Here is a 23,097-nt window from a genome sequence, read left to right as displayed (position 1 = left end):
GCAGGGTCCGCTATTTTACTTAGAATTGCCCCATGACCGTGCCGCGCGTGCTCTTCGTGAAGCTCTCCTCGCTCGGCGACGTGATCCACCACATGCCGGCCGTGACCGACCTGCGGGCACGGCGCCCCGAGCTGCAGATCCATTGGGCCGTCGAGGAGGCCTACGCCGACCTCGTGCGCCTGCACCCCGCGGTCGACCAGGTGATCCCGGTCGGGCTGCGGCGGGCCAAGGGGGCGCCGTTTGCCTCGTCGACCTGGCGTTCCCTGCGGGAGACCCGCGAGGCGCTGCGCCGCGAGCGCTACGACTACGTGGTCGATACCCAGGGGCTCACGAAAAGCGCCCTTGTCGCAGCCAATGCCCACGGAATCCGCTTCGGTTTCGACCGCGCCAGCGCGCGCGAGCGCTTCGCCGCGCGTTTCTACGACCAGGGCATCAAGGTCGCGAGGAAACAGCACGCGGTCGAGCGCAACCGCCAGCTCGTGGCCAACGTCTTCGGCTATGAGCCCGAAGGCGAGGCGAGCTACGGGCTGGTCGCGCCCGAAGAGCCGCCGGCGTGGGCGCCCGAAGGGCCGTACTTCGTCGCGCTGCATGCGGCAAGCCGCGCGAACAAGCGCTGGCCCGATGCCCTCTGGATTGATCTCGCGGCCCGCCTCTGGGACGAGGGAGGCCTCGTGGGGGTGTACCCCGGAGGGAACCCCGCGGAACGCGAGCAGGCCGCTCGCCTCGCGGCGGCGAGCCCGCAAGGGGTCGCGGCCCCCGAGATGTCGCTCGTCGAAGCCGCGGCGCTGCTACGCGCGGCCGATTCCGTCGTCGGCGTCGATACGGGCCTCACGCATCTCGCGGTCGCGCTGGAAAGCCCCGCCGTCGCCGGCATCTACTGCGCGACCGATCCGACGCTGACCGGACTGCATGGGTGGGAGTACGCGAAGAGCCTCGGCGGCGTTCAAAAACCGCCGACGGTCGATGAGGTGATGGCCGCGCTGGGTTTCGCGGCGCCCCCGGAGTTCGACGACGTCCCCACCGACGCGACGCCCTCCTGATGGCGCGTTTCGCCTACGCGGTGCTGTGGTGGCTGGCACTCCCCTTCATCGTGCTGCGGCTCGCGTGGCGCTCGCGCAAGCAGCCGGGCTACCTCGAACACCTGGGCGAGCGCTTCGGAAGCTACGCGCCGGTCGCCGATGTCCCGCGCATCTGGATCCACGCCGTGAGTGTCGGCGAGACGCGTGCGGCGGCACCCCTCGTCGAAGCATTGCAGGCGCGCCATCCCGACCATCGCATCCTGCTCACGCACATGACGCCCACCGGGCGCGCGACGAGCGTGGAGCTCTTCGGCGACCGCGTGGACCGCGCGTGGCTTCCGTATGACTACGGCTTCGCCACGCGCTCGTTCTTCGCGCACTTCCGGCCGAGCTCTGGAGTGATCCTCGAGACCGAGCTGTGGCCGCGGCTGCTCGAGAGCGCGGTGCGCGCGAACGTGCCGGTGAAGCTCGCCAATGCGCGGCTCTCGGAGCAATCGGCGCGCGGCTATGCGCGATTTGCTTCGCTCACGCGGTGGGCTCTCGCGAACCTCGGAGGAATCGCAGCGCAATCGCGCACGGACGCCGACCGCTTCGTCGCATTGGGCGCGGCCGCCCCCGTTGTCACCGGCAACATTAAGTTCGATCTCGACGTGCCCGAGGCCATGCGCACGCTCGGCGCGCGCTTTCGCGCGTCATTCGGTCCGGCGCGTCGCGTAATCGTCGCCGGCAGCACACGCGATGGCGAGGAGGTCCTGCTGCTCGACGCATTCGCAGCCGCATCTGCCGCGCCGGAGGCCCTGCTCGTCATCGTTCCGCGGCATCCGCAGCGCTTCGACGAGGTTGCCGCACTTGCGACGGCACGCGGGCTCGCGATCGCACGGCGCAGCGCAGAGGGCGGCGTTGCTTCGGGAACGCGCGTGGTGATCGGCGATTCGATGGGCGAGATGCTCGCGTACTACGCCGCGGCCGACGTGGTGATCATGGGCGGCAGCCTGCTCGACTTCGGCAGCCAAAATCTCATCGAGGCGTGCGCGATGGGCAAACCCGTGGTCGTGGGGCCCTCGACATTCAACTTCGAGGAAGCCTCGAAGAGCGCGATCGCCGCGGGAGCAGCGCTCCGGCAGCGTGATGCGAACGACGCGATGAAGGCGGCGCTGGCCCTGCTGCACGACGACGCGAAGCGCGCACGGATGGGCGAGGCCGCCCAGGCATTCGCGAACGCGAACCGCGGCGCGCTCGCGCGCCTGATGGGCTGGCTCTAGCTGCGGCCGAGCGTGCGGTTGACGGCCTCGAGGTCGGCTTCGGTGAGCGTGCCCGTGGCGGCCTTCAGGCGCAGCGTGAACATCAGGTAGCCGTAGCGGACCTGCTGCAGGTCGCGGCGGGTCTGGATGACCTGCTGCTGGGCGTTGAGCACGTCCACGCTGGTCCGCACGCCGACATCGCGGCCGAGGATCGTCGAGTCAAGCTGGCTCTGCGTCGAGGCGAGCGCGCGCTCGAGGGCCTGCACGCCGGCGATGCCGTTGGTGACGAAGAGGAAGCTCTGGCGCACGTTCTGCGCGGTGGAGCGCTGCGCATTCTCGAGGTCCTGGTCGGCGCGGTCGCGCAGCGCCACGGCTTCGCGCACACGCGATTGTGTGAGGCCGCCTTCGAAAATCGGGATCCCGAGGACGATGCCCACCGAACCGCTCTTGCTCGTGGGCGACACGCCCGTGGCGAGCTGGCCCAGCGTGCTCGCCGGATTGCGGTTCACGTTGTAGTCGGCGGAGAAATCGAGGGTCGGCAGGTGGCCGGCTTGCGCGCGGTCCACTTCCTTGCGCGCGATCTCGTTGCCCGCCTTGGCGACGATGACCGTCAGCGACGACTCGGAGGCCTGGGTCACCCACGCTTCGATGTCGTTGGGTTGCGGCGGCACCAGCGCCAGCGGCTCCTTGAGCGGCACGAGGCCGGGAACGACCTTGCCCACGAGCTGCTGGAGCGCGCGGCGCTTCACTTCGAGGTCGTTGATGTCGCGGATTTCGGTGGCGAGCGTCTGGTCGTAGCGGGCCTGCGCTTCGAGCGTGTCGACGATGGTCGCGGTGCCAACTTCGAAATTGCGCTTGGCCTGCGCGAGCTGCTCGGAGAACGCCGTCTTCTGGGACTGCGAAAGCGCGACGTTGTCCTGCGCGAGGAGGACGTCGAAGTAAGCCTGCGCGGCACGCAGGATCAGGTCCTGGTTGGCGGCGGCGAGCGTGGCATCGGCCTGCAGGACGACTTTCTCCGCCTGGCCGATCGCGATCCAGTTCTGCACGCGGATGATCGGCTGCGAGAGCGAGACGTTGCCGTTGCGCGTGTTGTAGTCGAGGTCGTCGGTGCCGTCGCGCTGGTTGTAGTTCTTGAAGTACGAAGCCTGCGCGGAAACGAACGGCAGGTAGCCGGCGCGCGCCTGCGGCAGCTTCTCGATCGTGGCCTGGCGCTGCGCGCGCTGGGCCTGGTACACCGGGTCGCTCACCAGCGCGTCGCGGTAGATGGTCAGGAGGTCCTCGCCCATGGCGGGTCCGATGGAGAGCCCGAAGGCCAGGGCGGCGGCAAGTCGCTTCAGCTTCATGGTTCGGTCTTTTGTCTCTTCTCGAGGGTCAGTTGGGTTTGGACGCCCGGGCGGGTCGGTTCGGATTCAGGCCGGGCGGCCGGTCAGAAGCGGAAACGCGCCGGCTGCGGGGCGTTTTCCAGCGGCTTCATCAGGGTTTCGAAGAGCTCCACCGTGCGCGTTTCACCCCGGGCGGCCTGGCGGACCAGGACGGCCTTCATCACGGGGGCATCGCCCACGATCGCGAAAATTCGCCCGCCCGGATTGAGCCGCTCGATGAACGCAGGCGGCAGCACGGGTACGGAGCCGGTGAGCACGATCACGTCGTAGGTCGATTCGCCCAGGGGTGCCGCGGCGCTGTCGCCGGCGAGTAGCGTCACGTTGCCGATGCCGGCGGCCTGCAGGTTCGTGCGGGCACGCTCGAGGAGATCGGGATGGATTTCCGCACTCGTCACCTGGCGCGCGCGCTTGGCGAGGAGTGCCGCAAGGTGCCCGCTGCCGGTGCCGACTTCGTAGACGCTCTCGTGCGCCTGCGGGGCGAGCTCCTGCACGACGCGCGCCTCGACCTTGGGCTGCCACATCGCCCAGCCGTGCGCGAGCGGGAGCTCGAGGTCGGCGAAGGCGAGGCTTTCGTTGGCCGGCTCCACGAACTGCTCGCGCTTCACTTCCGAGAGCAACGCGAGCACGTCCGGATCGAGCACCTCCCAGGTGCGGATCTGCTGCTCGATCATGTTGAAGCGGGCTTGTTCGACGTTCATGGCGCTCGGGGTGCGGTCTTCGGCAAAGGGCGGATTATACGCGGCGTATCTGCGGTCATTTAGGGGGATCAAACCCCTTTTCACTTTGTAACAGTTAGTCCAGCGTTCTCTGGTACCGGCGCAGCGCCACCATGGAAACCAGCACGAAAATGACCGCGAGCGGCCAGACGTGCGGGAGGACGTCGGGAAGCTCGCTGCCCTTGAGCATGATCCCCCGCACGATCCGCAGGAAATGCGTGAGCGGAAGCACTTCGCCCAGGTATTGCGCCCAGAGGGGCATCCCGCGGTAGGGGAACATGAAGCCCGAGAGCAGGATCGAGGGCAGGAAGAAGAACATCGTCATCTGCATCGCCTGCATCTGGCTCTTGGCGAGCGTGGAGAACGTGAAGCCGATCGCGAGCAGAGCCGCGATGAAGACCACGATCACCGCCGAGAGCAGGAAGAGGCTCCCCACCATGGGCACGCTGAACAGGAATTTCGCCGCGGTGAGGATCACGACTACTTGAACATAGCCCACGACGACGTAGGGCACGATCTTGCCGATCATCACTTCGAGCGGCGTGACGGGGGTGGCGAGCAGGTTTTCCATCGTGCCGCGCTCGCGCTCGCGGGTCATCGCGATGGAAGTCATCATCACCATCGTCATCGTGAGCACCACGCCCATGAGGCCGGGGACGATGTTGTATTGCGTGTTGCCCTCGGGGTTGTAGCGCTTGTGGATTCTCAGCTCGAAGGGCGGCGTCCCGGCGCGCTGCGCCGCAAGCGGCCCGGTGAGATCGCGATCGAGCGCGGTGAAGTTGAGGTTCTGCATCGCCGCGACCGCGTTGCCGGTGGCGGCCGGATCGGTGGCGTCGGCTTCGACCAGCACGACCGGGCGCTCGCCGCGCTGGATGCTGCGCGAGAAATCCTCCGGGAGGTGGATCGCGAACTGCACCTTGCCCGCGGCGATGAGGGCGTCGGATTCCGCGACGGTGCGCGGCTGCGCGATCACCTTGAAGTAGCCGGAGTTCTCCAGCGATCGCACGAAGCTGCGCGCGTACACGCTCTGCTCGGCGCTCACGACGGCCGCGGGCAGGCCCTTGGGATCCATGTTGATCGCGTAGCCGAAAAGGATGAGCTGCATGATCGGCACGCCGATCATCATCGCGAAGGTGAGCCGGTCGCGGCGCATCTGCACGAATTCCTTGTGCAGCACGGCGATGAAGCGATGCAGGGTGAACATGTCAGGCTTTCTCGGTCTTCGCGCTCGGATCGACCGCGCCGCGCATGAGGTGGATGAAGACGTCTTCGAGCCCGGTGGGCACCTCCCGCGCCTTCGCGTGGGCGGGCGATGCCGCCTTGTCCACACTCGCGCGCAGTGCCGCGGCATCGGTGCCGCTGACGTGCAGCGCAGTACCGAACGGGACCAGCATTTCCACGCCGGGCGCGCCTTCCAGGCTGCGCCCCACCGCGGAGAGATTCGCGCCGGTGATCTCCCACGTCGTGAGCCCCGCGCGCGCGATCACCTCGGCGCCCGTGCCGCGCGCGAGGAGTTTTCCGTAGGCGATATAGGCGAGCTCATGGCAGCGCTCGGCTTCGTCCATGTAGTGCGTGCTCACGAGCACCGTCATGCCTTCGTCGGCGAGGCGATGGATGTGGTCCCAGAAATCGCGCCGCGCACCCGGATCGACGCCCGCGGTCGGCTCGTCGAGGAGGAGAAGTTTCGGGTCGTGCAACAGGCAGGCGGCGAGTGCCAGGCGTTGCTTCCAGCCGCCCGAGAGCGTGCCCGCGAGCTGCGTGCGCCGGCCCGTGAGGCCCAGGCGCTCGAGGGTCGAATCGACGAGCTGCTTGCGGTTGGGCACGTCGTACATGCGGCCGACGAAATCGAGGTTCTCGGCGATCGAGAGGTCCTCGTAGAGGCTGAACTTCTGCGTCATGTAGCCCACTTCGCGCTTGATCTTCGTGGACTCGGTGAGGATGTCGTAGCCCAGGCAGGTCCCGCGCCCTTCGTCGGGCGTGAGCAGGCCGCAGAGCATGCGGATCGTCGTGGTCTTGCCGCTGCCGTTGGGGCCGAGGAAGCCGTAGATCTGGCCGCGGCGCACCTGCATCGAGAAGTGGTCCACGACGGTTTTCGTGCCGAAACGCTTGGTGAGGTCCTGGACGTCGATGACGATGTCGCCCGAAGACTCATGTGCGTTCACTTTCACGACCGCGTTCACTTGAGCGTCACGTCCACCGGTTGGCCCGGATGCAGCTTCGGCGCATCCGCTTTGGACGGGCGCGCCTCGACGAGGAACACGAGCTTCGCCCGGTTCTCGCGGCTGTAGATCACGGGCGGGGTGAACTCGGCCTGCGGCGCGATGAAGGTCACGTTGGCGGCGATCTTCGCGGGGCAGCCGTCACACGCAATCTCCACGCTCTGGCCCACCTTCACCGCACCCAGCCTCGTCTCGGGAACGAAGAAGCGGACCTTCACGTTCTCCGGAGGAAGCACGGCAACAACCGGGGCGCCCGCGGGTACCCACTCGCCGCTCACGAAGTTCGTGTCGGTGATGACGCCGGCGACCGTCGACGCCACGGTCTTCTGCCGCAGCCGCCAGTCGGCTTGCGCGAGCGCTTGCGTCGCGGCGGCGACCTCGGCTTCGGCGGCGCGAATCTCATCGGGCCGCGCCCCCAGGTTGGCGGTGGTGATCTGGGCCTGGACTTCCTGCACGCGCTGGCGATCGCGATCGGCCGTCGTCCGTGCGGCATCCACGGCGCTGCGGCTCACGAAGTTCTTCGCGAGGAGGTCCTCCTGGCGCACGAGCTCCTTGGTGGAGAACGCGGCGGCGGACTGCGCTTGCGCAAGCTGCGCCCTCAGCGCCTCGAGCTCGCTCGGCCGCGCGCCCTTCTTCTGGTTGTCGAGCTGCGCCTGCGCGCGGCTCACGCGCTGCTCGGCTTCGCGGCGACCGGCGGTTTCGTTCTCGGCTTCGAGCGCGAAGAGCGGCGCGCCGGGTTCGACCTTCGCGCCGCGCGCGACCTCGAGTTTCACCAAGGTGCCGGCGAACGGTGCGGCGACGCGAACGTATTCGCCTTCGGCGTAGCCCTGAAGCGCGGCGGATTCTTGGTTGCCGCAGCCGGCGAGGCTCGCGGCGATGAGCACGGGAAGGAGCAGGCGTTTCATGGGCGAGCTTTCTTCGAGGTCTTGCGCGGCGCTTTCGTTTTCGCGCCCGCTTCGGGGTTGGCGAGGGCCACGAGCACGAGGTCGATGCGTTGCTCGACGGCGGATTCGGACAGCACGGAGGTTTCGAGAACTTTCGCACCGGACTTCGGGATCGCGCCCACGTCGATCAGCGCACCCACCGCAAGCAACGGGAGCGAGATCGCACCGGCGCAGAAGGCGATCGCCTGCGGCACGGGCATCTTGCGCAGCTCGCCCGAGGCCTGCCCCGCGGCAATCACGGAACCGACGAGGTCGAAGTGGCGCGGGAAGTTGGTGCCGATGAAGGCGCGCACGACCGGATCGCCATTCGCGGCATCGGCGAGCAGGCGCGCGAGGAACGAACGGTGTTCGCGCACGAATCCGCCCAGCGTCATGAGTCCGGCGCGCAGCACCTGCGTGGCGGTCGCTTCGGGCATGGGCGCCTTCGCGGGCGGCATCGGCAGGCGCGCGAACATGTCCTCGTAGATGGACTGCAGGACGGCCTGGAGGAACGCCTCGCGCGTCTTGAAGTGGTAGTGGAACATGCCGATGTTCACGCCCGCGGCCTCGGCCACCTGGCGGATCGTGAGGCCCGCGGCACCCACCTTGGGGTACAGCAGCCGGCCCGCCGTGATGAGCGCGCGGTCCTGGTTTCGGGAGGGTCTCGGAGGCATTTTTTCTCCCTCTCCTTTGGGAGAGGGCCGGGGTGAGGGTCAACGTTGATCGAAACTGTACGCCCGAGTAATTACTCAGTCAAGTAGTTTTTACAGCCGCCCTTGCCGCGGGTCATTTCCCGGCCGGCGCGGTTTCCGGTACCTTGAATGCAGCACGCAGGGGTCCGGGAATGAGTTCCCGGTGAGACACACCCTTCGAACCTGATCCGGATCATCCCGGCGTAGGGAGCGTGGCCCGCCTCAGAGCCACTCCCTATCGCTTTCACCACCAGGAGTGGCTGCAATGAACGCAAACCCGAAATTCATCGCTTCCGAAGCCCAGGTCGACAACGCGGCCGTGGCTCCCCTGCCCGCTTCGCGCAAGGTCTACGTCGAGGGCTCGCGCGCCGACATCCGCGTGCCGATGCGCGAGGTCTCGCAGACGGACACGCCCGCCACCTTTGGCGCCGCGGAGAAGAATCCGCCGGTCTACGTCTACGACACGAGTGGCCCGTACACGGACCCCGCCGCGAAGATCGACATTCGCTCGGGCCTCGCCCCCCTTCGCGAAGCGTGGATCGAGGAGCGCGGCGACACCGAGAAGCTCGCGGGCCCCACTTCGCGATATGGCCAGGAGCGCCTCGCCGACGCGAAGCTCGCCGAGCTGCGATTCAACCTGAAGCGCAACCCGCGCCGCGCGAAAGCCGGTGCCAACGTCACGCAGATGCACTACGCGCGCCGTGGCCTGGTCACGCCCGAGATGGAGTACATCGCCATCCGCGAGAACCTGCAGCGGCGCGAGTACCTCGAGCGCATGCGCACCGCGGGCCCGATGGGCCAACGCATGGCCGACCTGCTCGGCCGGCAGCACCGCGGCGAATCCTTCGGCGCCTCGATTCCGGAGGAAGTGACGGCGGAGTTCGTGCGCAGCGAAGTCGCGCGCGGCCGCGCGATCATTCCCGCGAACGTGAACCACCCGGAAAGCGAGCCGATGATCATCGGCCGCAATTTCCTCGTGAAGATCAACGCGAACATCGGCAACTCCGCGCTGACCTCGTCGATCGCCGAGGAAGTCGACAAGATGACGTGGTCGATCCGTTGGGGCGGCGACACGGTGATGGACCTGTCCACCGGCAAGCACATCCACGAGACGCGCGAATGGATCGTGAGGAATTCCCCGGTGCCGATCGGCACGGTGCCGATCTACCAGGCGCTGGAGAAGGTCGACGGCAAGGCCGAGGACCTCACCTGGGAAATCTTCCGCGACACGTTGATCGAGCAGGCCGAGCAAGGCGTGGATTACTTCACGATCCACGCGGGCGTTCGCCTTCCGTACATCCCGATGACGGCGAACCGCATGACGGGCATCGTCTCGCGCGGCGGTTCGATCATGGCCAAGTGGTGCCTTTCGCACCACAAGGAATCGTTCCTCTACGAGAGGTTCGAGGAGATCTGCGACATCATGAAGGCCTACGACGTGTCGTTCTCGCTCGGCGACGGCCTGCGCCCCGGCTCGATCTACGACGCAAATGACGAAGCGCAGCTCGCGGAGTTGAAGACGCTGGGCGAGCTCACCACGATCGCGTGGAAGCACGACGTGCAGGTGATGATCGAAGGCCCGGGCCACGTGCCGATGCAGCTCATCAAGGAGAACATGGAGCTCGAGCTCGAGCAGTGCCACGAGGCGCCGTTCTACACGCTCGGACCGCTCACCACCGACATCGCGCCCGGCTACGACCACATCACCAGCGGCATCGGCGCGGCACAGATCGGCTGGTACGGCACCGCGATGCTCTGCTACGTGACGCCCAAGGAGCACCTGGGCCTGCCCGACAAGGACGACGTGAAGGACGGGATCATCACGTACAAGATCGCCGCACACGCGGCCGACCTCGCGAAGGGGCATCCGGGCGCGCAGATCCGCGACAACGCGCTTTCGAAGGCGCGTTTCGAATTCCGCTGGGACGACCAGTTCAACCTCGGGCTCGATCCGGACAAGGCAAAGCAGTTCCACGACGAGACGCTGCCGCAGGAGGGCGCCAAGCTCGCGCACTTCTGCTCGATGTGCGGCCCGCATTTCTGCTCGATGAAGATCACGCAGGACGTGCGCGACTTCGCGGCCAAGCACGGCGTCGCTGAAGCCGATGCCCTGAAGAAGGGCATGGAAGTGAAGGCGGTCGAGTTCGTGAAGTCGGGCGGCGAGGTCTACCGCAAGGCCTAGCCCGACTTGTCATCCTGAGGGAGCATAGCGACCGAAGGACCTGCTGTTGGAAGGAATCCGGTTGGGCACTGTTCACGTACAGTGCTTCGGGGCGGCTTTTCGCCGCCCCGCCATCCGGGAGGATCCAATGAAAACCGCCAGCCGCGCCCTGCTAGCCGCAATCGCCGCCTGTTCGCTGCCTGTCCTCGCCCAGAACCCCGGGCCCAACAAAGTGCAGTACCCCGAAAAGTGGGCGGAGGGCGTGCTTTACGGCGTCGTCGACCGCTACGACATCAAGCAGTACCGCGAGCTGTGGTCCACCAAGGCCGCGGTCGACGCGGTCAAGGCGGGCAAGCCCATCCCCTCGGGCACCGTGCTCACGCTCGTGCAGTACAAGGCCGTCGTCGATGACAAGGGCGTTCCGGTCAAGGACGACAAGGGACGCTTCAAGAAGGGTGACCTCGTCGCGTACACCGTGATGGAAAAGCGCACGGGCTTTGGCGTCGAGTATCCCGAGGACATCCGCAACGGCGACTGGGAATACCAGGTCTTCAACGCCGAGAAGAAAGTGAACGACAAGGCGAACCTGAAGAGCTGCTTCGTCTGCCACAAGCCGCATGCCGGGCAGGACTTCGTGATCTCGCTCGCGAAATTCTCGGGCACCGCACCCGGCGCGAAGCCGGTGGCCAAGAAGGGACCGGACATCGTCGCGATCTCCGACTTCCTCTTCGGCCCCGAGAAGCTCGACGTGAAGCCCAACACCTACGTCACGTGGACCAATACCGACGATTCACCTCACCAGGTGACGGTCACGAGCGCGAATGGCTTGCGCACGCCGGTGATCCTCAAGGGCCAGAGCCAGACGATGAAGTTCGAGACGCCCGGCGTCTACGACTACATCTGCGGGCTGCACCCGAACATGAAAGGCAAGGTGGAAGTCAAGTAGGAACTGTCATCCTGAGGAGCGAAGCGACGAAGGACCTGCTTTAGTCGGTTAACTGATTCAAGCAGGTCCTTCGGTCGCGCTGCTCCTCAGGATGACAGTGCATGGAAGTCGGCGGAAATGCGCCGCCGCATCGCCGCATCAGGAAGGGGGCCCGCGAGGGCCCCCATGTTTTCGCGCACATGATCCACGCGGGTCGTCGCGGGAATCGCGCAGGTCACGGCCGGGTGCGACACGATCCACTTCAGGAACACCTCGGCCCAGCTCTTGCAGCCGATCTCCGCGGCCCATCCGGGAAGCGCCTTGCCCTTCACGCGGCTGAAGAGCGCGCCGCCGTCGAACGGGCGGTTGATGATCACCGCGGTACCTCGATCGGCCGCGAGCGGCAGCAAGCGCTTGTCGGCTTCGGGGTCGGCGAGTGAATACGTCACCTGGAAGAAATCGAGCTTCTCCTTCTTCATGATTTCCTCGGCGAGGTCGTGGCGGCGGCCGTGCGAGGTGGTCACGCCCACGTAGCGCAGCTTGCCCTCGGCCTTCATGGCCTTCAGCGTGGGCAGGTGCGTTTCCCAGTCGAGATAGTTGTGGACCTGCATGAGGTCGAAGCGCGGCAGGTTCCAGAGGCCGCGCGATTTTTCCATCTGGCGCCGGCCGGCGAGCCCGCCCACGGTCCACACCTTGGTCGCCGAGAACATGGCCGCGGGCTTGCCGATGCGAGCGTACTGCGCACCGATGACCTCTTCGGAGGCGCCGTACATGGGCGAGGAATCGACCAGGTGGCCGCCGGCCGCGAAGAAGGCCTTCAGCACTTCGCCACGCGCGTTGCTTTCGCCGGAGCCCACGTCGAAGGTAAGCCAGGTGCCCAGTCCGACCGCGGGGAGGCGCTCGCCCGTCGAGGGAATGGGCCGGGTCGTGGGGCCAGCCTGGGCGCCCGCGTTCGATGCCGCCGCCAGGGCCATCGTCGAAAGGAGAAATTCGCGCCGTTGCATGACTGATAGACTACCGCGCGATGGAATTCGTTGCGCTCGCCAAGGCCCTGATCCTGGGAGTCGTCGAAGGGCTCACCGAGTTCCTTCCGATCTCCTCGACCGGCCATCTCATCATCGTGTCGGACCTGCTCGGCGTGAACGACGAGAAGGGCAAGGTCTTCGACATCGTGATCCAGCTCGGCGCCATCCTCGCCGTGTGCTGGGAATACCGCGCTCGCTTCGCGAAGGCCTTCGCCGGCATCGGCTCCGACCCCGTCCAGCAACGCTTTGCGACGAATCTCGCGGTGGCCTTCGTTCCCGCGGCTGCGATCGGATTCTTCTTCCAGTCGCAGATCAAGGCGCACCTGTTCAATCCGGTCGCGGTGGCCATCGCCCTGATCGTGGGCGCGTTCGCGATCTTCGCGATCGAATATTGGTACGCGCGCCACGGCGCGCCACGAGTAAACGCGGTCGACGAGATGAACTGGAAGGACGCGCTGAAGGTAGGGCTCGCGCAGTGCCTCTCGCTGATCCCGGGGACGTCACGCTCGGGTGCGACGATCATGGGGGCGATGTGCTTCGGCCTCTCGCGCCACGCCGCCACCGAGTTCTCGTTCTTCCTCGCGGTGCCGATCATGTTCGCGGCCACCGGCTACCAGATGGTGAAGTACCGCGCGCTCTTCTCGGCGGCGGACATCGGGCCGTTCGTAGTCGGCTTCGTCGTGAGCTTCCTCGCGGCCCTCCTCGCGGTGAAGGCGCTCATTCGGTACGTGGCGCACCACGACTTCAAGGCCTTCGCGTGGTATCGCATCGTTCTCGGGATTGCGGTCCTCGCCTACTTCCTCTGACCTGCGACCAAGGTCGCGGGACGTCGGTCGCACAACCGAAATGCGGCCTGCAACGTTGTAGTGGAAGGCGTTTCCAACAACCTCAAGGGAGAACACCGATGAACAGGATCATGACGAAGGCCCTGCTTGCCGCCTGTGTGCTTGCCGCCCCGGCGCTCGCGCATGCGAACAAGCACTATCACGTGAAGCTCTGCAACGAGACCGCCGAATCCGTCATCGTTTCTTACTCGAAGGGCCAGGTGGGCACGGACCAGTTCGGCGACGCGAAGCCCAACGGCATCACGCATCACAAGAGCGGCAATGAGCTGAAGCCCTCCAAGTGCGCGACGCTGGGCTTCGTCGTGAAGTACCAGGGGATGTTGTCGCCCGCCTCGATCGTTTCGCTCCGGTTCAACGTCGGCGACGGTTATATCGAGGGCGCGTTCAGCGGCCTGAAGCACGAGTCCAAGCGCGGTATCTCCCAGGATCCGAAAGGGATGGCCTTCCACACGCAAGGCGGCGGCGAGCACTTCACGATCGACGTCCGCGGCGGGAAGCCGGCCGAAAAACCGGCGAAGTAGCGGCGCCCTCAGCCCGGGCCGGACGGCAACCCGGAGGACCACAGGAAATCCCACAACGGATCGAGCAGCGCGTTGGGGCGGTCCTCCGGGAAGAAGAGCTTGGCCCCCGGCACGCCGACCACCTTTACGGTTCCGGGAATCGCGCGTCCCAGCCAGTGGGCCCACTTCACGTCGAAGAAGATGTCGTCGAGGGCCCACACGATGAGGGTGGGCACCTTGAGCTCGCGCAAGCGCCCCTCGATCGCAACGGTCTGCGCGTTATCGAAGGACGTCCAATAGCGGTGGAAGTTGTTGCGGCTCTCCGACGTCACACGCAGCGGATCGATGTAGGCGCGATAGACATCCTCGGTGAGCACGTGCGGGTCGGCATACGCGCGCGCGAAGCGTGCGTAGCGTTCCGGGTGATCGTCGATCAGCTTCACGTAGCGTTCGATCAGCGTTCCCGCGCGCGCCGCTTCGATGGAGGGCTTGATGACCTCCGGCGGCCAGTTGTCGTGCACGTCGCAGTTGGTGAGTGTGAGCGAGCGCAGGCGGTGCGCGTTGCCCACCGCGAAGATCTGCGCAACCGCCCCGCCGCTGTCGTTGGCGATGAGGTCGACCTGGTCGATGTCGAGCGCGTCGAGGAACTCGCGCACCATGCGCGCCTGCGCTTCGAACGAGACGGCTTGTCCTGGCGCGATCCGCGTGTACCCCAGCCCCATGAGGTCGAGCGCGATGCAGCGGCGGATGCCATGGAGCTCGGCCATCACGTGGCGCCAATGCAGGCCGTTCAGCGGCACGCCGTGGATGAAGAGCGCCACGCGGCCCTTGCCCTGCTCGACGTAGGCGATGTCGCCCGAGGGCGTGGGTGCGAACTTGCGCCGCGCGTGGAAGCTCGCGACGTCCATCAACGCGGTGCGCTCCGTCCCCGGCGCGCCACAGGCACCCGCCAGTACACCGGCGGCCATCATCCCGACGAAATTTCTCCGACCCATCATGTCGCTGCCTCACATTCACAAGGAAGCAACCGACTCTAGGGCGAAGCGGCTCAGCGCGCTGTCACGATCCTGCGAAGTTCGCGCGTGTCACCGTGCGCGTCGCGGCGCAACGACGCGGGCGTCATGCCGAAGGTGGTGCGAAAGCGCATCGTGAAGTGGCTGTGGCTTGCAAAGCCGGCGTCGAAGGCGATGGTGGTGATGTCGGCATCCGAGTCCACGATCGCGGCGAGCGCCTTCGCGAGGCGCGAGCGAAGCACGTACGCATAGACGGTCACGCCCGCCTCCCGGCGGAAGACGTGCGCCAGGTGCGAGGGCGACATGCGTGCGATTTGCGCGAGCTCCGGAAGCGTCCACTTGTGCTCGGGCTCCAGGGCCACCGCTTCCTTCACGTTCTCGATGCCGCGCCGCGCGACGATGCTCGTTCGCTCGATGCGCAGGCACGAGGCGAGGAGCTCGACGCTGAGCTCCTCGATCTCGAGGGGATCGGCCTGGGCGCGCGCCAGTCGCCGCAAGAGGATGCTGCGGCGAACCATCTGGTCCGGTTCGAGCAACGCGTGCGCTGCCGATGCGAAATGACCCTGCGCCTCGGGGCAGGCGCTCGCGAGCGCTTCGTCCGTCCATTGCAGCGAGAGAACTTCGTCGCCGATCGTTCCCGGAAAACTGACGCGGTAGGGCCGGCGCGCCGGAAAGAAGACGGCGTCGTTCGCGGTGGCCACCCGGGGATGGCGGCCGGAATCGTGGCGCGCGAAGGCTCCGGCGAGCGGAAGCGCCAGGCCATTGGCCAGTGGCGCGGCGACTTCCAGGCATCCATCAGTGTGCGGACGCGCAACGATGCGCTCGATGCGAAGCGACGTGGCCTCGTAGAGCGTGCGACGCGAGAGCACCGGTGCCGCGGAGCCGTCCATGGTGTTTTCGTTGCGGAAAGGACCCGGATGCTACGGCAGCCAACGGCGCGGCGTTGTGACGTTTTGTTCCCTAGCCTGCGCGGAACGTGAAGTTGGCGAAGCGCGCTTCGCCCTCGCCCGCCGCGTAGAGACCGGGCCGCAGCATGAGGAATCCGCCGCGGACGTTGTGGTGATAACCGGAAACTTCCATGCCCCGATCGAAGCGCTTCCACGTGCGCCCGCCATCGCCACTCGTGTCGAAGGTGACGATGTGGTGGTCGTTGGTCACGCGCAACCGCATCTTCCTTCCATGCGCATTCGCGGGCCGTCCCCGCTCGATGCCGTACTGGTGCGTGACGAAGCGCCGCTCGTCGAAGCCCAGGCCGCAGTAGAGCCGCTCGTCGTAGAAGAGAACCAGCCCCGCGGTGACACCCGGATCGATCTCGATGTCGGCCTCGAAACGGTAGCCCTGGTCGCCGGCCACGAGGAGCAGCGGCGACGAGCTCGAGGGCGCCGTGCCGCGCGCCTTCAGGTGAAGCCTGCGATCGGCCACGCGAATGCGGCTCGCTTCGCCGGCGCCGGGCTTGAAGAAGCTCCATTGGCGTCCGAGTGCCAGCGGCGCGGAGAAGTCATCCGATAGCGGCGCGCCGTGGCGAAATGCCTCGCCGCCGGTGGGCTTGCGGATCGGGCGCGAGAGATCGCCGCCGCGCATCTCGAACCAGCCATCCTTCGTCCACTCGACCGGATCGAGCAATGCCTGGCGTCCCAGCGTCCAGTAGCCGTTCTCGTAGCCGTGATAGACGGACCACCAGCTCGCATCCGGTCCTTCGACGAGCGTTGCGTGGCCGCGCGACCACCATCGCTCGTCGTGTCGCGTCGTGCGCACGAGAGGATTCTTCGGATGGTGTTCCCACGGACCGTGAATCGATTTCGATCGCGCGGCAATCACCATGTGCCCGGTGGGTGGACCGGCGGTGCCACCGATCGCGGTGATGAGATAGAAGTACTCGCCATGCCGCGTGATCTTCGGGCCTTCGGGCGCGAACGCTTCGACGACCCAATCCTCGGGATAGCGCCACGGGTCGTAGACATGCTCGGGCTTGCCCACGCAGCTCAGCCCATCGTCGGCGAGCCGCACGCGATCGCCGTTCGAGAGGAAGAGCCAACGCGAGCCGTCTTCACCGACGGCGTGCCCGGGGTCGATGTGATCGGGAAGATTCAAATCAATCGGATCGCTCCACGGTCCCGTGATCCTGTCCGCCCACGCGACGTAGCTCGAGCGTCGCGATTCGGTGCGCGCGGGGATGTAGAGAAAGTAGCGCGAGCCGTGCTTGCACAGCTCTGGCGCCCACACCGAGCCGATGTTCTTCGTGAGCGCGGCCGTGAGCGGCGTCCAGTTCACGAGGTCGCGCGAATGCCAGAGGACGAGCCCGGGATACGAGTCGAACGTGGAGAACGTCATGTAGTAATCCCGGCCATCCTTGAGGATGGTGGGATCGGGGTGGTCCCCCGACATGACGGGATTGAGGAAATGGCCGTCGCCGAGGTCGGCGATGCGCTGGTTGTCGTGGCCGCGTCGCCAGGTGGCGGTCTGTGCGACCGCATCGCCCGCGCCCACGAAAGTTGCCGCCGCGCCCGCGGCCGCGCCATGCAGGAAGGCGCGCCTGGAAGTCACCGCGCGCTCAGGCGAACGCCGATTCTTCCGTGTAGCGCTTGACGAGGGCGAGCAGCTGGTCTTCCTGGTACGGCTTGCCCATGTACTCGTTCACGCCGATCTCGAACGCGTGGTTCTTGTGCTTGTCCGCACTTCGCGAGGTGATCATGATGATCGGGATGCCGCGGGTCAGGGCATCGGCGCGAACCGTCCGCGCGAATTCGAAGCCGTCCATGCGCGGCATTTCCACGTCGAGCAGGATGCAATCGGGCTTGATGTCCTGGAGCTGCTGGAGCGCATCCACGCCGTCCTTGGCCGTCGCGACTTCGTAGCCTTCGCGCGTGAGCATGCGGCTGGTGATCTTGCGCACGGTGAGCGAATCGTCGACCACCATGACGAGTGCGGCGCCGGAACGTTGTTCGACGACGAGCTGGGCCGGGGCGGGTTCGGCCGCAGCGGGCGCGCCCTCGATCTTCTCGAGTGCCGTGGCGGTTGCGATCGCGCGATGCACGAGCTGCACGGGGTTGAGGATCAGCACGACCTGGCCGTTACCGAGCACCGTGGCGCCGGCGATGCCCGCCAGGCGCGAAAGCTGCGGTCCGATCGTCTTCACCACGACTTCGCGGTTGCCGATGATTTCATCGACGCGCACGGCAGCACGCTGCACGCCGCTCTTGAGCAGCAGCACCGGGATCTGGCGCGCCGGCGTGGGCGTGTCGATTTCACCCAGCAGCGGCAGGAGCGAGCGCAGCGGGTAGACGTTGTCCTTCCACTTGACCTCGCCGCCCGCGACGATATCGGCGTAGGGCGCGGCCTTGTATTCCTGCACCTGCTCGATCATCACCGAGGGCACGGCGAATATGGAGGGGCCCGAGCGCAGCATCACGGCCTGCGTCACGGCGAGCGTGAGCGGCAGCGTGATGGTGAATGTCGTGCCGCGTCCCGGTGTCGAGGCGATCTCGACCCGGCCGCCGAGCGAGGTGATTTCGTTCTTCACCACGTCCATGCCGACACCGCGGCCGGCGACCTGCGTGATCTCGCTCGCGGTCGAGAAGCCGGGCGCGAAGATGAATTGCGCGAGCTGCGCGGGCGGAAGCTCCACGTCGGGCGCGAGCATGCCGGTCTCGATCGCCTTCTCGCGGATGCGCGGGTAGTTGAGCCCGCCGCCATCGTCGGAAACGGTGAGCACCAGTTCGTTGCCGCGCTGCGCCGCGTCGATCGCGAGCTCGCCGATTTCGGGTTTGCCGGCTTTCGCGCGCGCCTCGGGTGTTTCCAGGCCGTGCACCACGGCGTTACGCAGCAAGTGCTCGAAAGGCGCGGTGATCTTCTCGAGCACCGAGCGGTCGAGCTCCACGCGCGAACCCTTGAGCTCGAGGTTCGCCTTCTTGTTGAGTTCCTTGGCCGTCTGGCGCACGACGCGATAGAAACGGTCGGTCAGGTTGGCGAGCGGAACGAGACGCACGCCCATCAGGCCCTGCTGCAGTTCGCGGTTGAGGCGCGCCTGCTGGTGGAGGGCGAGTTCCGATTCGTCGATGTTCTTCTGCAAGCTCTGCTGCAGCGTGATCACGTCACCGAGCGACTCGGCGAGGAATCGGGTGAGTTCCTGCACGCGCGAGAAGCGGTCGAACTCGAGCGGGTCGAAAGTGGTTCCGAGCGCTTCCTGTTCCTTCAGGCTGCTCTGCATCTGCGATTCGGCAGAGATCTCGATCTCGCGCAGCTGCGTGCGCATGCGCGACACGTTGTCCGCGAGGTCGACGAGTGCGCGCTTGAATGCGGCCATCTCGATCTCGATGCGCGAACGGGCGATCGAGAGCTCGCCCGCTTCGTTCACGAAGCGGTCGATGAGGTCGGCGTTGACGCGCAGGAGTGCGGAGCGCGTGTCGCGCAGCTCCGGCGGCAGGCCCGCAGCCTGCGCAGCCTCCGTCTGGGCTTGCTGCGCGGCGGCCATGACGGCGATGGCACCCGGCTTGTCCTTCTGCTGCTCGAAGACGGCGCCCACGGGGATCTCGAGGGGCACGACGTTCTCGATGTCCTCGCCACGCGCCAGGCGCTCGAGCGACACGGAGAAGCGGTCGATGCGTTCCTCGGCTTCGTCGAACGCCTTGGTCGACGGCGCGGCTTCGCCTTCCATAGCGATCACGCGCGTTTCGAGCACGTGGGCAAGCTCGCCCAGGCGCATGAGGCCCGCCATGCGCGCGCTGCCCTTCAGCGTGTGCAGGTGGCGATGGAGTTCCGCGGCCGGCGAGTGGTCGGTGGGCGCGCCCTTCCAGCGGCGCATCCCCTCGCTCACGAGCGGAATGATTTCCTTGGCTTCCTCGAGGAAGATCGGCAGCAGCTCGAGGTCGACGTCGTCCAGGATCTTGCGCTGGTCCTTGCCCGACTCGAACGGCTTGCTCGACGGAGCGCCGCCCTCGGGCGCAAGGGCTTCGACCTTCACGGGCTCGGGCTTCGCGGGCTCCGGTTTCGGCGGTTCGGGTGCGACGACGCGCGGCGCTTCCACCACGACGGCCTTCGGCGTCTCCGGAATGATTTCAGGCGGCGGCTCGACGACCGGCGGCTCGGGGTCGCGCGGCGGCGGTTCCTTCACCGGCGCGGGTGCGGGTTCGTCGACCGGGGGCGGCGGTTCCTGCATCGGGCGCTGCGCCTCGAGCGCATCGCGCACGACACCGGGCATCTTGATGTGCGTGCCCTCGCCGGACATGCGCGCTTCCTTGAGGGCTTCGCGCACCGCGACGAGCTCGGCGATCACGTCGTCACGCGGGAACGGCATCGCCTGCGCGCGAACCGATTGCACCATCGCGGTAATCGCATCGACCGCGTGGCGCGTAACCGCAAGGCGCTGCTCGTCGAAGACAGGCAGGAAGTCGATCGCGTCCTGGAGCCACTTCTCGAGCGCGAAGGCGACGTCGGCGATGACATCGAAACTGGTGGTCCGCGAGCTGCTCGTGAGCGTGTGCGCGGCGCGCATGAAGGCATGGCTCACCGGGCGCATCGGATCGGCCTCGACCGCGGCCATCTCTTCCTCGAGCGAGGCGGCATGCTGTTCGGCCTCGCCGATGTAGATCGCGAAGAACGCGGGCGAGAGCACGATCGGGCCAATGACCACGTCGGGCTCTTCGGCAGGAGCGAGCGCCTCGGCTTCCGGTAGCGCAGCGGCTTCGGCCGCCGGCGCGAAAAGATCGTCGAGCGCAGGCAGCCCGGACTCGGGTGCCGCAGGCGCTTCGGCCACGGGCGGCGGCGCGGCGGGCGTGAGATCGAGCGAAGCGAAGTCGAAGCTGGGCTCGGCCGCGGCTTCGATCTTCTCGGGTTCGGGTTCGGTCGCCGGCGTGAAATCCATCTCGGCAACGGGTGGCACTTCCGCTTCGGCGACCAGTTCCAGCGGCGCTTCGACGGGCGCTTCCATTTCGGGAACGGCCTCGACAACGGCCGTAGGCGCGAGGACCTCCGGTTGGGGCGCGATCTCGGTGTCGCTCTTCAGCTGCTCGGCGCGACGCTGGATCTCGGAGCCATCGATCGCCGCGTCACTGCCGGCCTTGAGCGCATCGATCCAGCCACCAAAGGAATGTTCCGACAGCTCGATGAACGAAAGGAGCCCCGCGGTCGCGGGCTTCTCGTCCTTGAGCCACTTGTTCATGACCTGCTCGGACTGCCACGCGACTTCGCCCAGGTCGTTGAGGCCCACCATCCGGCCGCTGCCCTTGAGCGTGTGGAAGCCGCGGCGGATCGTGGTGAGCGCTTCGCGATCGTGCGGCGCATCGCGGCTGATAGCGAGGTTCTCGCGGATCGTGCCGACCACTTCGGTGGCCTCCTCGAGGAAGATCTCGAGCAGCTCGCGGTCGATCTCCGCGCCGGGCGCGTCGACCAGTTGCACCACCTGCGGCGCGGGCTCGTCGGTCGGCTTGTCGGGCGTGAGGCCCTGGATCGCGCGGAAGACGCCGGTCTGGTCGGGATCCGTGCCCTGCTGGATCGCATCGAGCGCGAGCTGGCTGTGCTTGGCAACCGCGGAATCGGACACGACGGCCGCATCGCGCTTCAGGTCGTTGACGGCCGTCTCGAGTTTCTCGCGCGTGTCCTGCACCGGATCCACGCGCCAGTCTTCGTAGGCTTCCTGGACCTTCTGTTTCTGCACGTCGAGGTCCGCCGGGGCCACGACGCCCGTGCGACGCGTGAGCGTCTCGACGGCTTTGCCCGGCGCTTCCGCGAGGCCATAGCGAATGAGCGCGGGCAGCAGCACCTCGCGCGGATTCGCGACGCCCTGCTGGAGCGCGGTGATGTACAGACCGAGTGCGGACAGGCCATCGGCGACGATCTCCGCGGCCTCGCCCGTTCCGTCGAGCGTGCCATCGGCGAATTGCTGCACGCGCGCCATCACGGCGGCGTTGAGGCCCGCGGCATCCGAGAGCTCGAGGATCATCAACGCGCCCTGCACCTGCGCGAACAGGCCGGGCAGCGCCTTCAGCTCGGGGCGCTTGGCCGGATCGCGGAAGTACGCGTCGAGCGCTTGCTCGATGTTCTGCAGGTTCACCTGCACTTCCTGGCCGACCTGGAAGATCAGCAGGCGCTCTTGCGCGCGCCGCGTCATCTGGTCGAGCAGGCCGCCTTCGGACGTGTCCATCGGCGGCAGCGGTTCGCCGGCCATCGCCGCGCGCAACCGTTCGTTGACCGCCTTCGCCTGGCGCGGGAAATCGGCGCCGAGGCGGAAATAGTTTTCCAGCGCGCTCTCGACGAAGAGCAGCGCCGTCGCCACTTCGAGCGACTGCGCTTCGGAAGGCGGGATGGCCTTCGCCTTCAGCGAGGGCGCGACGTCGGAGAGGCGCACCAGCACCGTCTGCACGTCGCGATTGGGCATCTTGCCGGCACGATCCGCGAGTGCCAGGGCCTGCTTGCCGAAGGGCTCGAGCGCGGCGCGGTTGCCGGAGGTGTACTTGAGCCAGGTGTCCTTCTGCTGGCTGGTGAGATCGCGCAACTCGCGAACGAGGGCGACCAAGCCTTCGTCATCGGCATCGCCGTCCGCGCGCGACGGGGTCGCGAGCAGCTCCGGAAGGGCGTAGACGTCGTGCAGCAGCGCGATGCGCTCGGACACCGGACGCGAACGGCCGACGGCGAGCAGGAGGTCACGGAACAGACGCTCGCCCACGCGCGTGGAGCCTTCGATCAGCTGCTTCACCTGCTGGTCGATCTTCGCGTAGAGCGGCTTCGCGGCGGCGTTGGATTCGAGGCCGCCCAGCACGAGCGCATCGAAGAATGCGGCGGCGGCGACCCAGAAGGACCGATGCGGCGTGGCCACTTCGAGCGTCTCGATCGCGGCGACGGCGCCATGCATCTGGCGCATCGCCTCGGCGAAGTCTCCGCCCTTGAGGATCTTCAGCAGGCCCTGCTGGTATTGCGAGCGCTGGTGGGAAAGCGCCTTGGCGCGAACGGCGTCATCGAGATCACCGGACGAGCCCTCCGCGGGCGGCAGCGGCGCGCCGAGGTCCGGATAGAAGAGGTCGCCCTCGACCGCATCGCTCTGTCCGCGCGCGCGGTTGAGCTCGATGTAGGTCGGCAGCAGGGACATCGGCCGATCGGGATCGCCGGCGATCAGGCGGTCGAGATAACCGGCGAGCGCCGAGATGCCCTTCTTCGCGACGACGCTCGCCATCGCGAGGCGCGTGCCATCTTCGGTCTCGAGGAATGCGACGAGCTTCTCGAGTTCCTCGTTGAAGCGCGTGGCCGCGCCCAGGCCGACCATCGCCAGCGCGCCAGTGGCCTGGTGCAGGTGCGTGAGGATGTACTTGACCGGCGCGCGGTCGTCGGGCTTCGCCGCGAGCTTGTCGAGGTTCTCCCTCGCCTGGTTGAGCGAGTGGTCGATCTCGGTCTTGACCCAGGTGAGTGGGCCGAGATCGATCGCGGTTGGGCTTGCGGCCATCGGGC

17 protein-coding genes and 1 riboswitch are annotated in these 23,097 nt (G+C 67.0%); of the genes, 6 read left to right on the top strand and 11 right to left on the bottom strand.

All coding sequences use genetic code 11. The annotated features are described in order from the left end of the window. Positions 1-32 precede the first annotated feature (32 nt). Both waaC and waaA read left to right on the top strand, forming a co-directional pair. A complete protein-coding gene (waaC, locus tag DSM104440_RS00280; protein ID WP_171159664.1) occupies positions 33-1,040 on the top strand; it encodes a lipopolysaccharide heptosyltransferase I in 1,008 nt (335 codons plus the stop codon). Continuing rightward, positions 1,040-2,281: a lipid IV(A) 3-deoxy-D-manno-octulosonic acid transferase gene (waaA, locus tag DSM104440_RS00275; protein ID WP_212758149.1), complete on the top strand. Its 1,242-nt coding sequence runs from the start codon at positions 1,040-1,042 to the stop codon at positions 2,279-2,281. Before waaC ends, waaA begins: the two co-directional genes overlap by 1 nt. Here waaA and DSM104440_RS00270 read toward each other — a convergent pair. From DSM104440_RS00270 to DSM104440_RS00245, 6 genes are all read right to left on the bottom strand, one after another. Further along, positions 2,278-3,603, bottom strand: coding sequence for a TolC family outer membrane protein (locus tag DSM104440_RS00270; protein WP_171159662.1), 1,326 nt, complete (start codon positions 3,601-3,603; stop codon positions 2,278-2,280). The two genes, waaA and DSM104440_RS00270, sit on opposite strands and share 4 nt — an antisense overlap. Positions 3,604-3,686: 83 nt before the next feature. Continuing rightward, on the bottom strand, positions 3,687-4,340 hold the full coding sequence (locus tag DSM104440_RS00265; protein ID WP_171159660.1) for a protein-L-isoaspartate O-methyltransferase family protein: 654 nt from the start codon (positions 4,338-4,340) through the stop codon (positions 3,687-3,689). A gap of 94 nt (positions 4,341-4,434) precedes the next feature. Beyond that, on the bottom strand, positions 4,435-5,562 hold the full coding sequence (locus tag DSM104440_RS00260) for an ABC transporter permease (protein WP_171159658.1): 1,128 nt from the start codon (positions 5,560-5,562) through the stop codon (positions 4,435-4,437). Position 5,563: 1 nt separating this feature from the next. Next, positions 5,564-6,526 carry an ABC transporter ATP-binding protein gene (locus tag DSM104440_RS00255; RefSeq protein ID WP_246212070.1) on the bottom strand — a complete coding sequence of 321 codons (963 nt, stop codon included), beginning with the start codon at positions 6,524-6,526 and terminating at the stop codon, positions 5,564-5,566. A gap of 8 nt (positions 6,527-6,534) precedes the next feature. Next, positions 6,535-7,482 (bottom strand): HlyD family secretion protein, encoded by a 948-nt coding sequence (locus DSM104440_RS00250; RefSeq protein ID WP_171159656.1) that lies wholly within the window; start codon positions 7,480-7,482, stop codon positions 6,535-6,537. Then, entirely contained in the window at positions 7,479-8,174 is a 696-nt protein-coding gene (locus DSM104440_RS00245; RefSeq protein ID WP_171159654.1) for a TetR/AcrR family transcriptional regulator, read from the bottom strand. The genes DSM104440_RS00250 and DSM104440_RS00245 overlap by 4 nt, the downstream gene beginning before the upstream one ends. Before the next feature lie 148 nt (positions 8,175-8,322). Continuing rightward, positions 8,323-8,419: riboswitch (TPP riboswitch) on the top strand. 38 nt (positions 8,420-8,457) lie between these two features. Here DSM104440_RS00245 and thiC point away from each other — a divergent pair. Then, positions 8,458-10,374, top strand: coding sequence for a phosphomethylpyrimidine synthase ThiC (thiC, locus tag DSM104440_RS00240; RefSeq protein ID WP_171159652.1), 1,917 nt, complete (start codon positions 8,458-8,460; stop codon positions 10,372-10,374). A gap of 127 nt (positions 10,375-10,501) precedes the next feature. Next, a complete protein-coding gene (locus DSM104440_RS00235) occupies positions 10,502-11,299 on the top strand; it encodes a cytochrome P460 family protein (RefSeq protein WP_171159650.1) in 798 nt (265 codons plus the stop codon). An 86-nt stretch (positions 11,300-11,385) separates the two neighbouring features. Here the strand turns inward: DSM104440_RS00235 and DSM104440_RS00230 are convergent, their stop codons facing one another. Next, positions 11,386-12,282, bottom strand: a complete 897-nt coding sequence (locus DSM104440_RS00230; RefSeq protein WP_171159648.1) for an aldo/keto reductase — start codon at positions 12,280-12,282, stop codon at positions 11,386-11,388. Positions 12,283-12,302: 20 nt separating this feature from the next. Here DSM104440_RS00230 and DSM104440_RS00225 point away from each other — a divergent pair, with 20 nt between their 5' ends. Further along, positions 12,303-13,109 (top strand): undecaprenyl-diphosphate phosphatase, encoded by an 807-nt coding sequence (locus tag DSM104440_RS00225; protein WP_171159646.1) that lies wholly within the window; start codon positions 12,303-12,305, stop codon positions 13,107-13,109. Positions 13,110-13,207: 98 nt separating this feature from the next. Next, complete coding sequence (locus DSM104440_RS00220; protein WP_171159644.1) at positions 13,208-13,669, top strand: hypothetical protein; 462 nt, start codon at positions 13,208-13,210, stop codon at positions 13,667-13,669. A gap of 8 nt (positions 13,670-13,677) precedes the next feature. Here DSM104440_RS00220 and DSM104440_RS00215 read toward each other — a convergent pair whose 3' ends face one another. From DSM104440_RS00215 to DSM104440_RS00200, 4 genes are all read right to left on the bottom strand, one after another. Beyond that, positions 13,678-14,646 (bottom strand): alpha/beta fold hydrolase, encoded by a 969-nt coding sequence (locus DSM104440_RS00215; RefSeq protein ID WP_171159642.1) that lies wholly within the window; start codon positions 14,644-14,646, stop codon positions 13,678-13,680. A gap of 50 nt (positions 14,647-14,696) precedes the next feature. Continuing rightward, entirely contained in the window at positions 14,697-15,551 is an 855-nt protein-coding gene (locus DSM104440_RS00210; protein WP_171159640.1) for a helix-turn-helix transcriptional regulator, read from the bottom strand. A 70-nt stretch (positions 15,552-15,621) separates the two neighbouring features. Beyond that, positions 15,622-17,205 (bottom strand): family 43 glycosylhydrolase, encoded by a 1,584-nt coding sequence (locus DSM104440_RS00205; RefSeq protein WP_212758148.1) that lies wholly within the window; start codon positions 17,203-17,205, stop codon positions 15,622-15,624. Between the two features lie 7 nt (positions 17,206-17,212). Beyond that, the gene (locus DSM104440_RS00200; protein WP_171159638.1) at positions 17,213-23,092 is read right to left on the bottom strand and encodes an Hpt domain-containing protein; all 5,880 of its coding nucleotides are present in this window, start codon (positions 23,090-23,092) and stop codon (positions 17,213-17,215) included. Between the last annotated feature and the right edge of the window lie 5 nt (positions 23,093-23,097).

It is taken from the genome of Usitatibacter palustris (genome assembly GCF_013003985.1).
GTDB classification, from domain to species: Bacteria; Pseudomonadota; Gammaproteobacteria; order Burkholderiales; family Usitatibacteraceae; genus Usitatibacter; species Usitatibacter palustris.
Note: the sequence above shows the minus strand (reverse complement) of the source record. Positions and strands in the feature narration are given on the sequence as shown.

Coding starts and splice junctions, on each gene's coding strand:
- waaA (WP_212758149.1), top strand. CDS start 1,040: ATGGCGCGTTTCGCCTACGCGGTGCTGTGGTGGCTGGCACTCCCCTTC.
- DSM104440_RS00235 (WP_171159650.1), top strand. CDS start 10,502: ATGAAAACCGCCAGCCGCGCCCTGCTAGCCGCAATCGCCGCCTGTTCG.
- DSM104440_RS00200 (WP_171159638.1), bottom strand. CDS start 23,092: ATGGCCGCAAGCCCAACCGCGATCGATCTCGGCCCACTCACCTGGGTC.
- thiC (WP_171159652.1), top strand. CDS start 8,458: ATGAACGCAAACCCGAAATTCATCGCTTCCGAAGCCCAGGTCGACAAC.
- waaC (WP_171159664.1), top strand. CDS start 33: ATGACCGTGCCGCGCGTGCTCTTCGTGAAGCTCTCCTCGCTCGGCGAC.
- DSM104440_RS00265 (WP_171159660.1), bottom strand. CDS start 4,340: ATGAACGTCGAACAAGCCCGCTTCAACATGATCGAGCAGCAGATCCGC.
- DSM104440_RS00270 (WP_171159662.1), bottom strand. CDS start 3,603: ATGAAGCTGAAGCGACTTGCCGCCGCCCTGGCCTTCGGGCTCTCCATC.
- DSM104440_RS00245 (WP_171159654.1), bottom strand. CDS start 8,174: ATGCCTCCGAGACCCTCCCGAAACCAGGACCGCGCGCTCATCACGGCG.
- DSM104440_RS00230 (WP_171159648.1), bottom strand. CDS start 12,282: ATGCAACGGCGCGAATTTCTCCTTTCGACGATGGCCCTGGCGGCGGCA.
- DSM104440_RS00260 (WP_171159658.1), bottom strand. CDS start 5,562: ATGTTCACCCTGCATCGCTTCATCGCCGTGCTGCACAAGGAATTCGTG.
- DSM104440_RS00250 (WP_171159656.1), bottom strand. CDS start 7,482: ATGAAACGCCTGCTCCTTCCCGTGCTCATCGCCGCGAGCCTCGCCGGC.
- DSM104440_RS00210 (WP_171159640.1), bottom strand. CDS start 15,551: ATGGACGGCTCCGCGGCACCGGTGCTCTCGCGTCGCACGCTCTACGAG.
- DSM104440_RS00220 (WP_171159644.1), top strand. CDS start 13,208: ATGAACAGGATCATGACGAAGGCCCTGCTTGCCGCCTGTGTGCTTGCC.
- DSM104440_RS00225 (WP_171159646.1), top strand. CDS start 12,303: ATGGAATTCGTTGCGCTCGCCAAGGCCCTGATCCTGGGAGTCGTCGAA.
- DSM104440_RS00215 (WP_171159642.1), bottom strand. CDS start 14,646: ATGATGGGTCGGAGAAATTTCGTCGGGATGATGGCCGCCGGTGTACTG.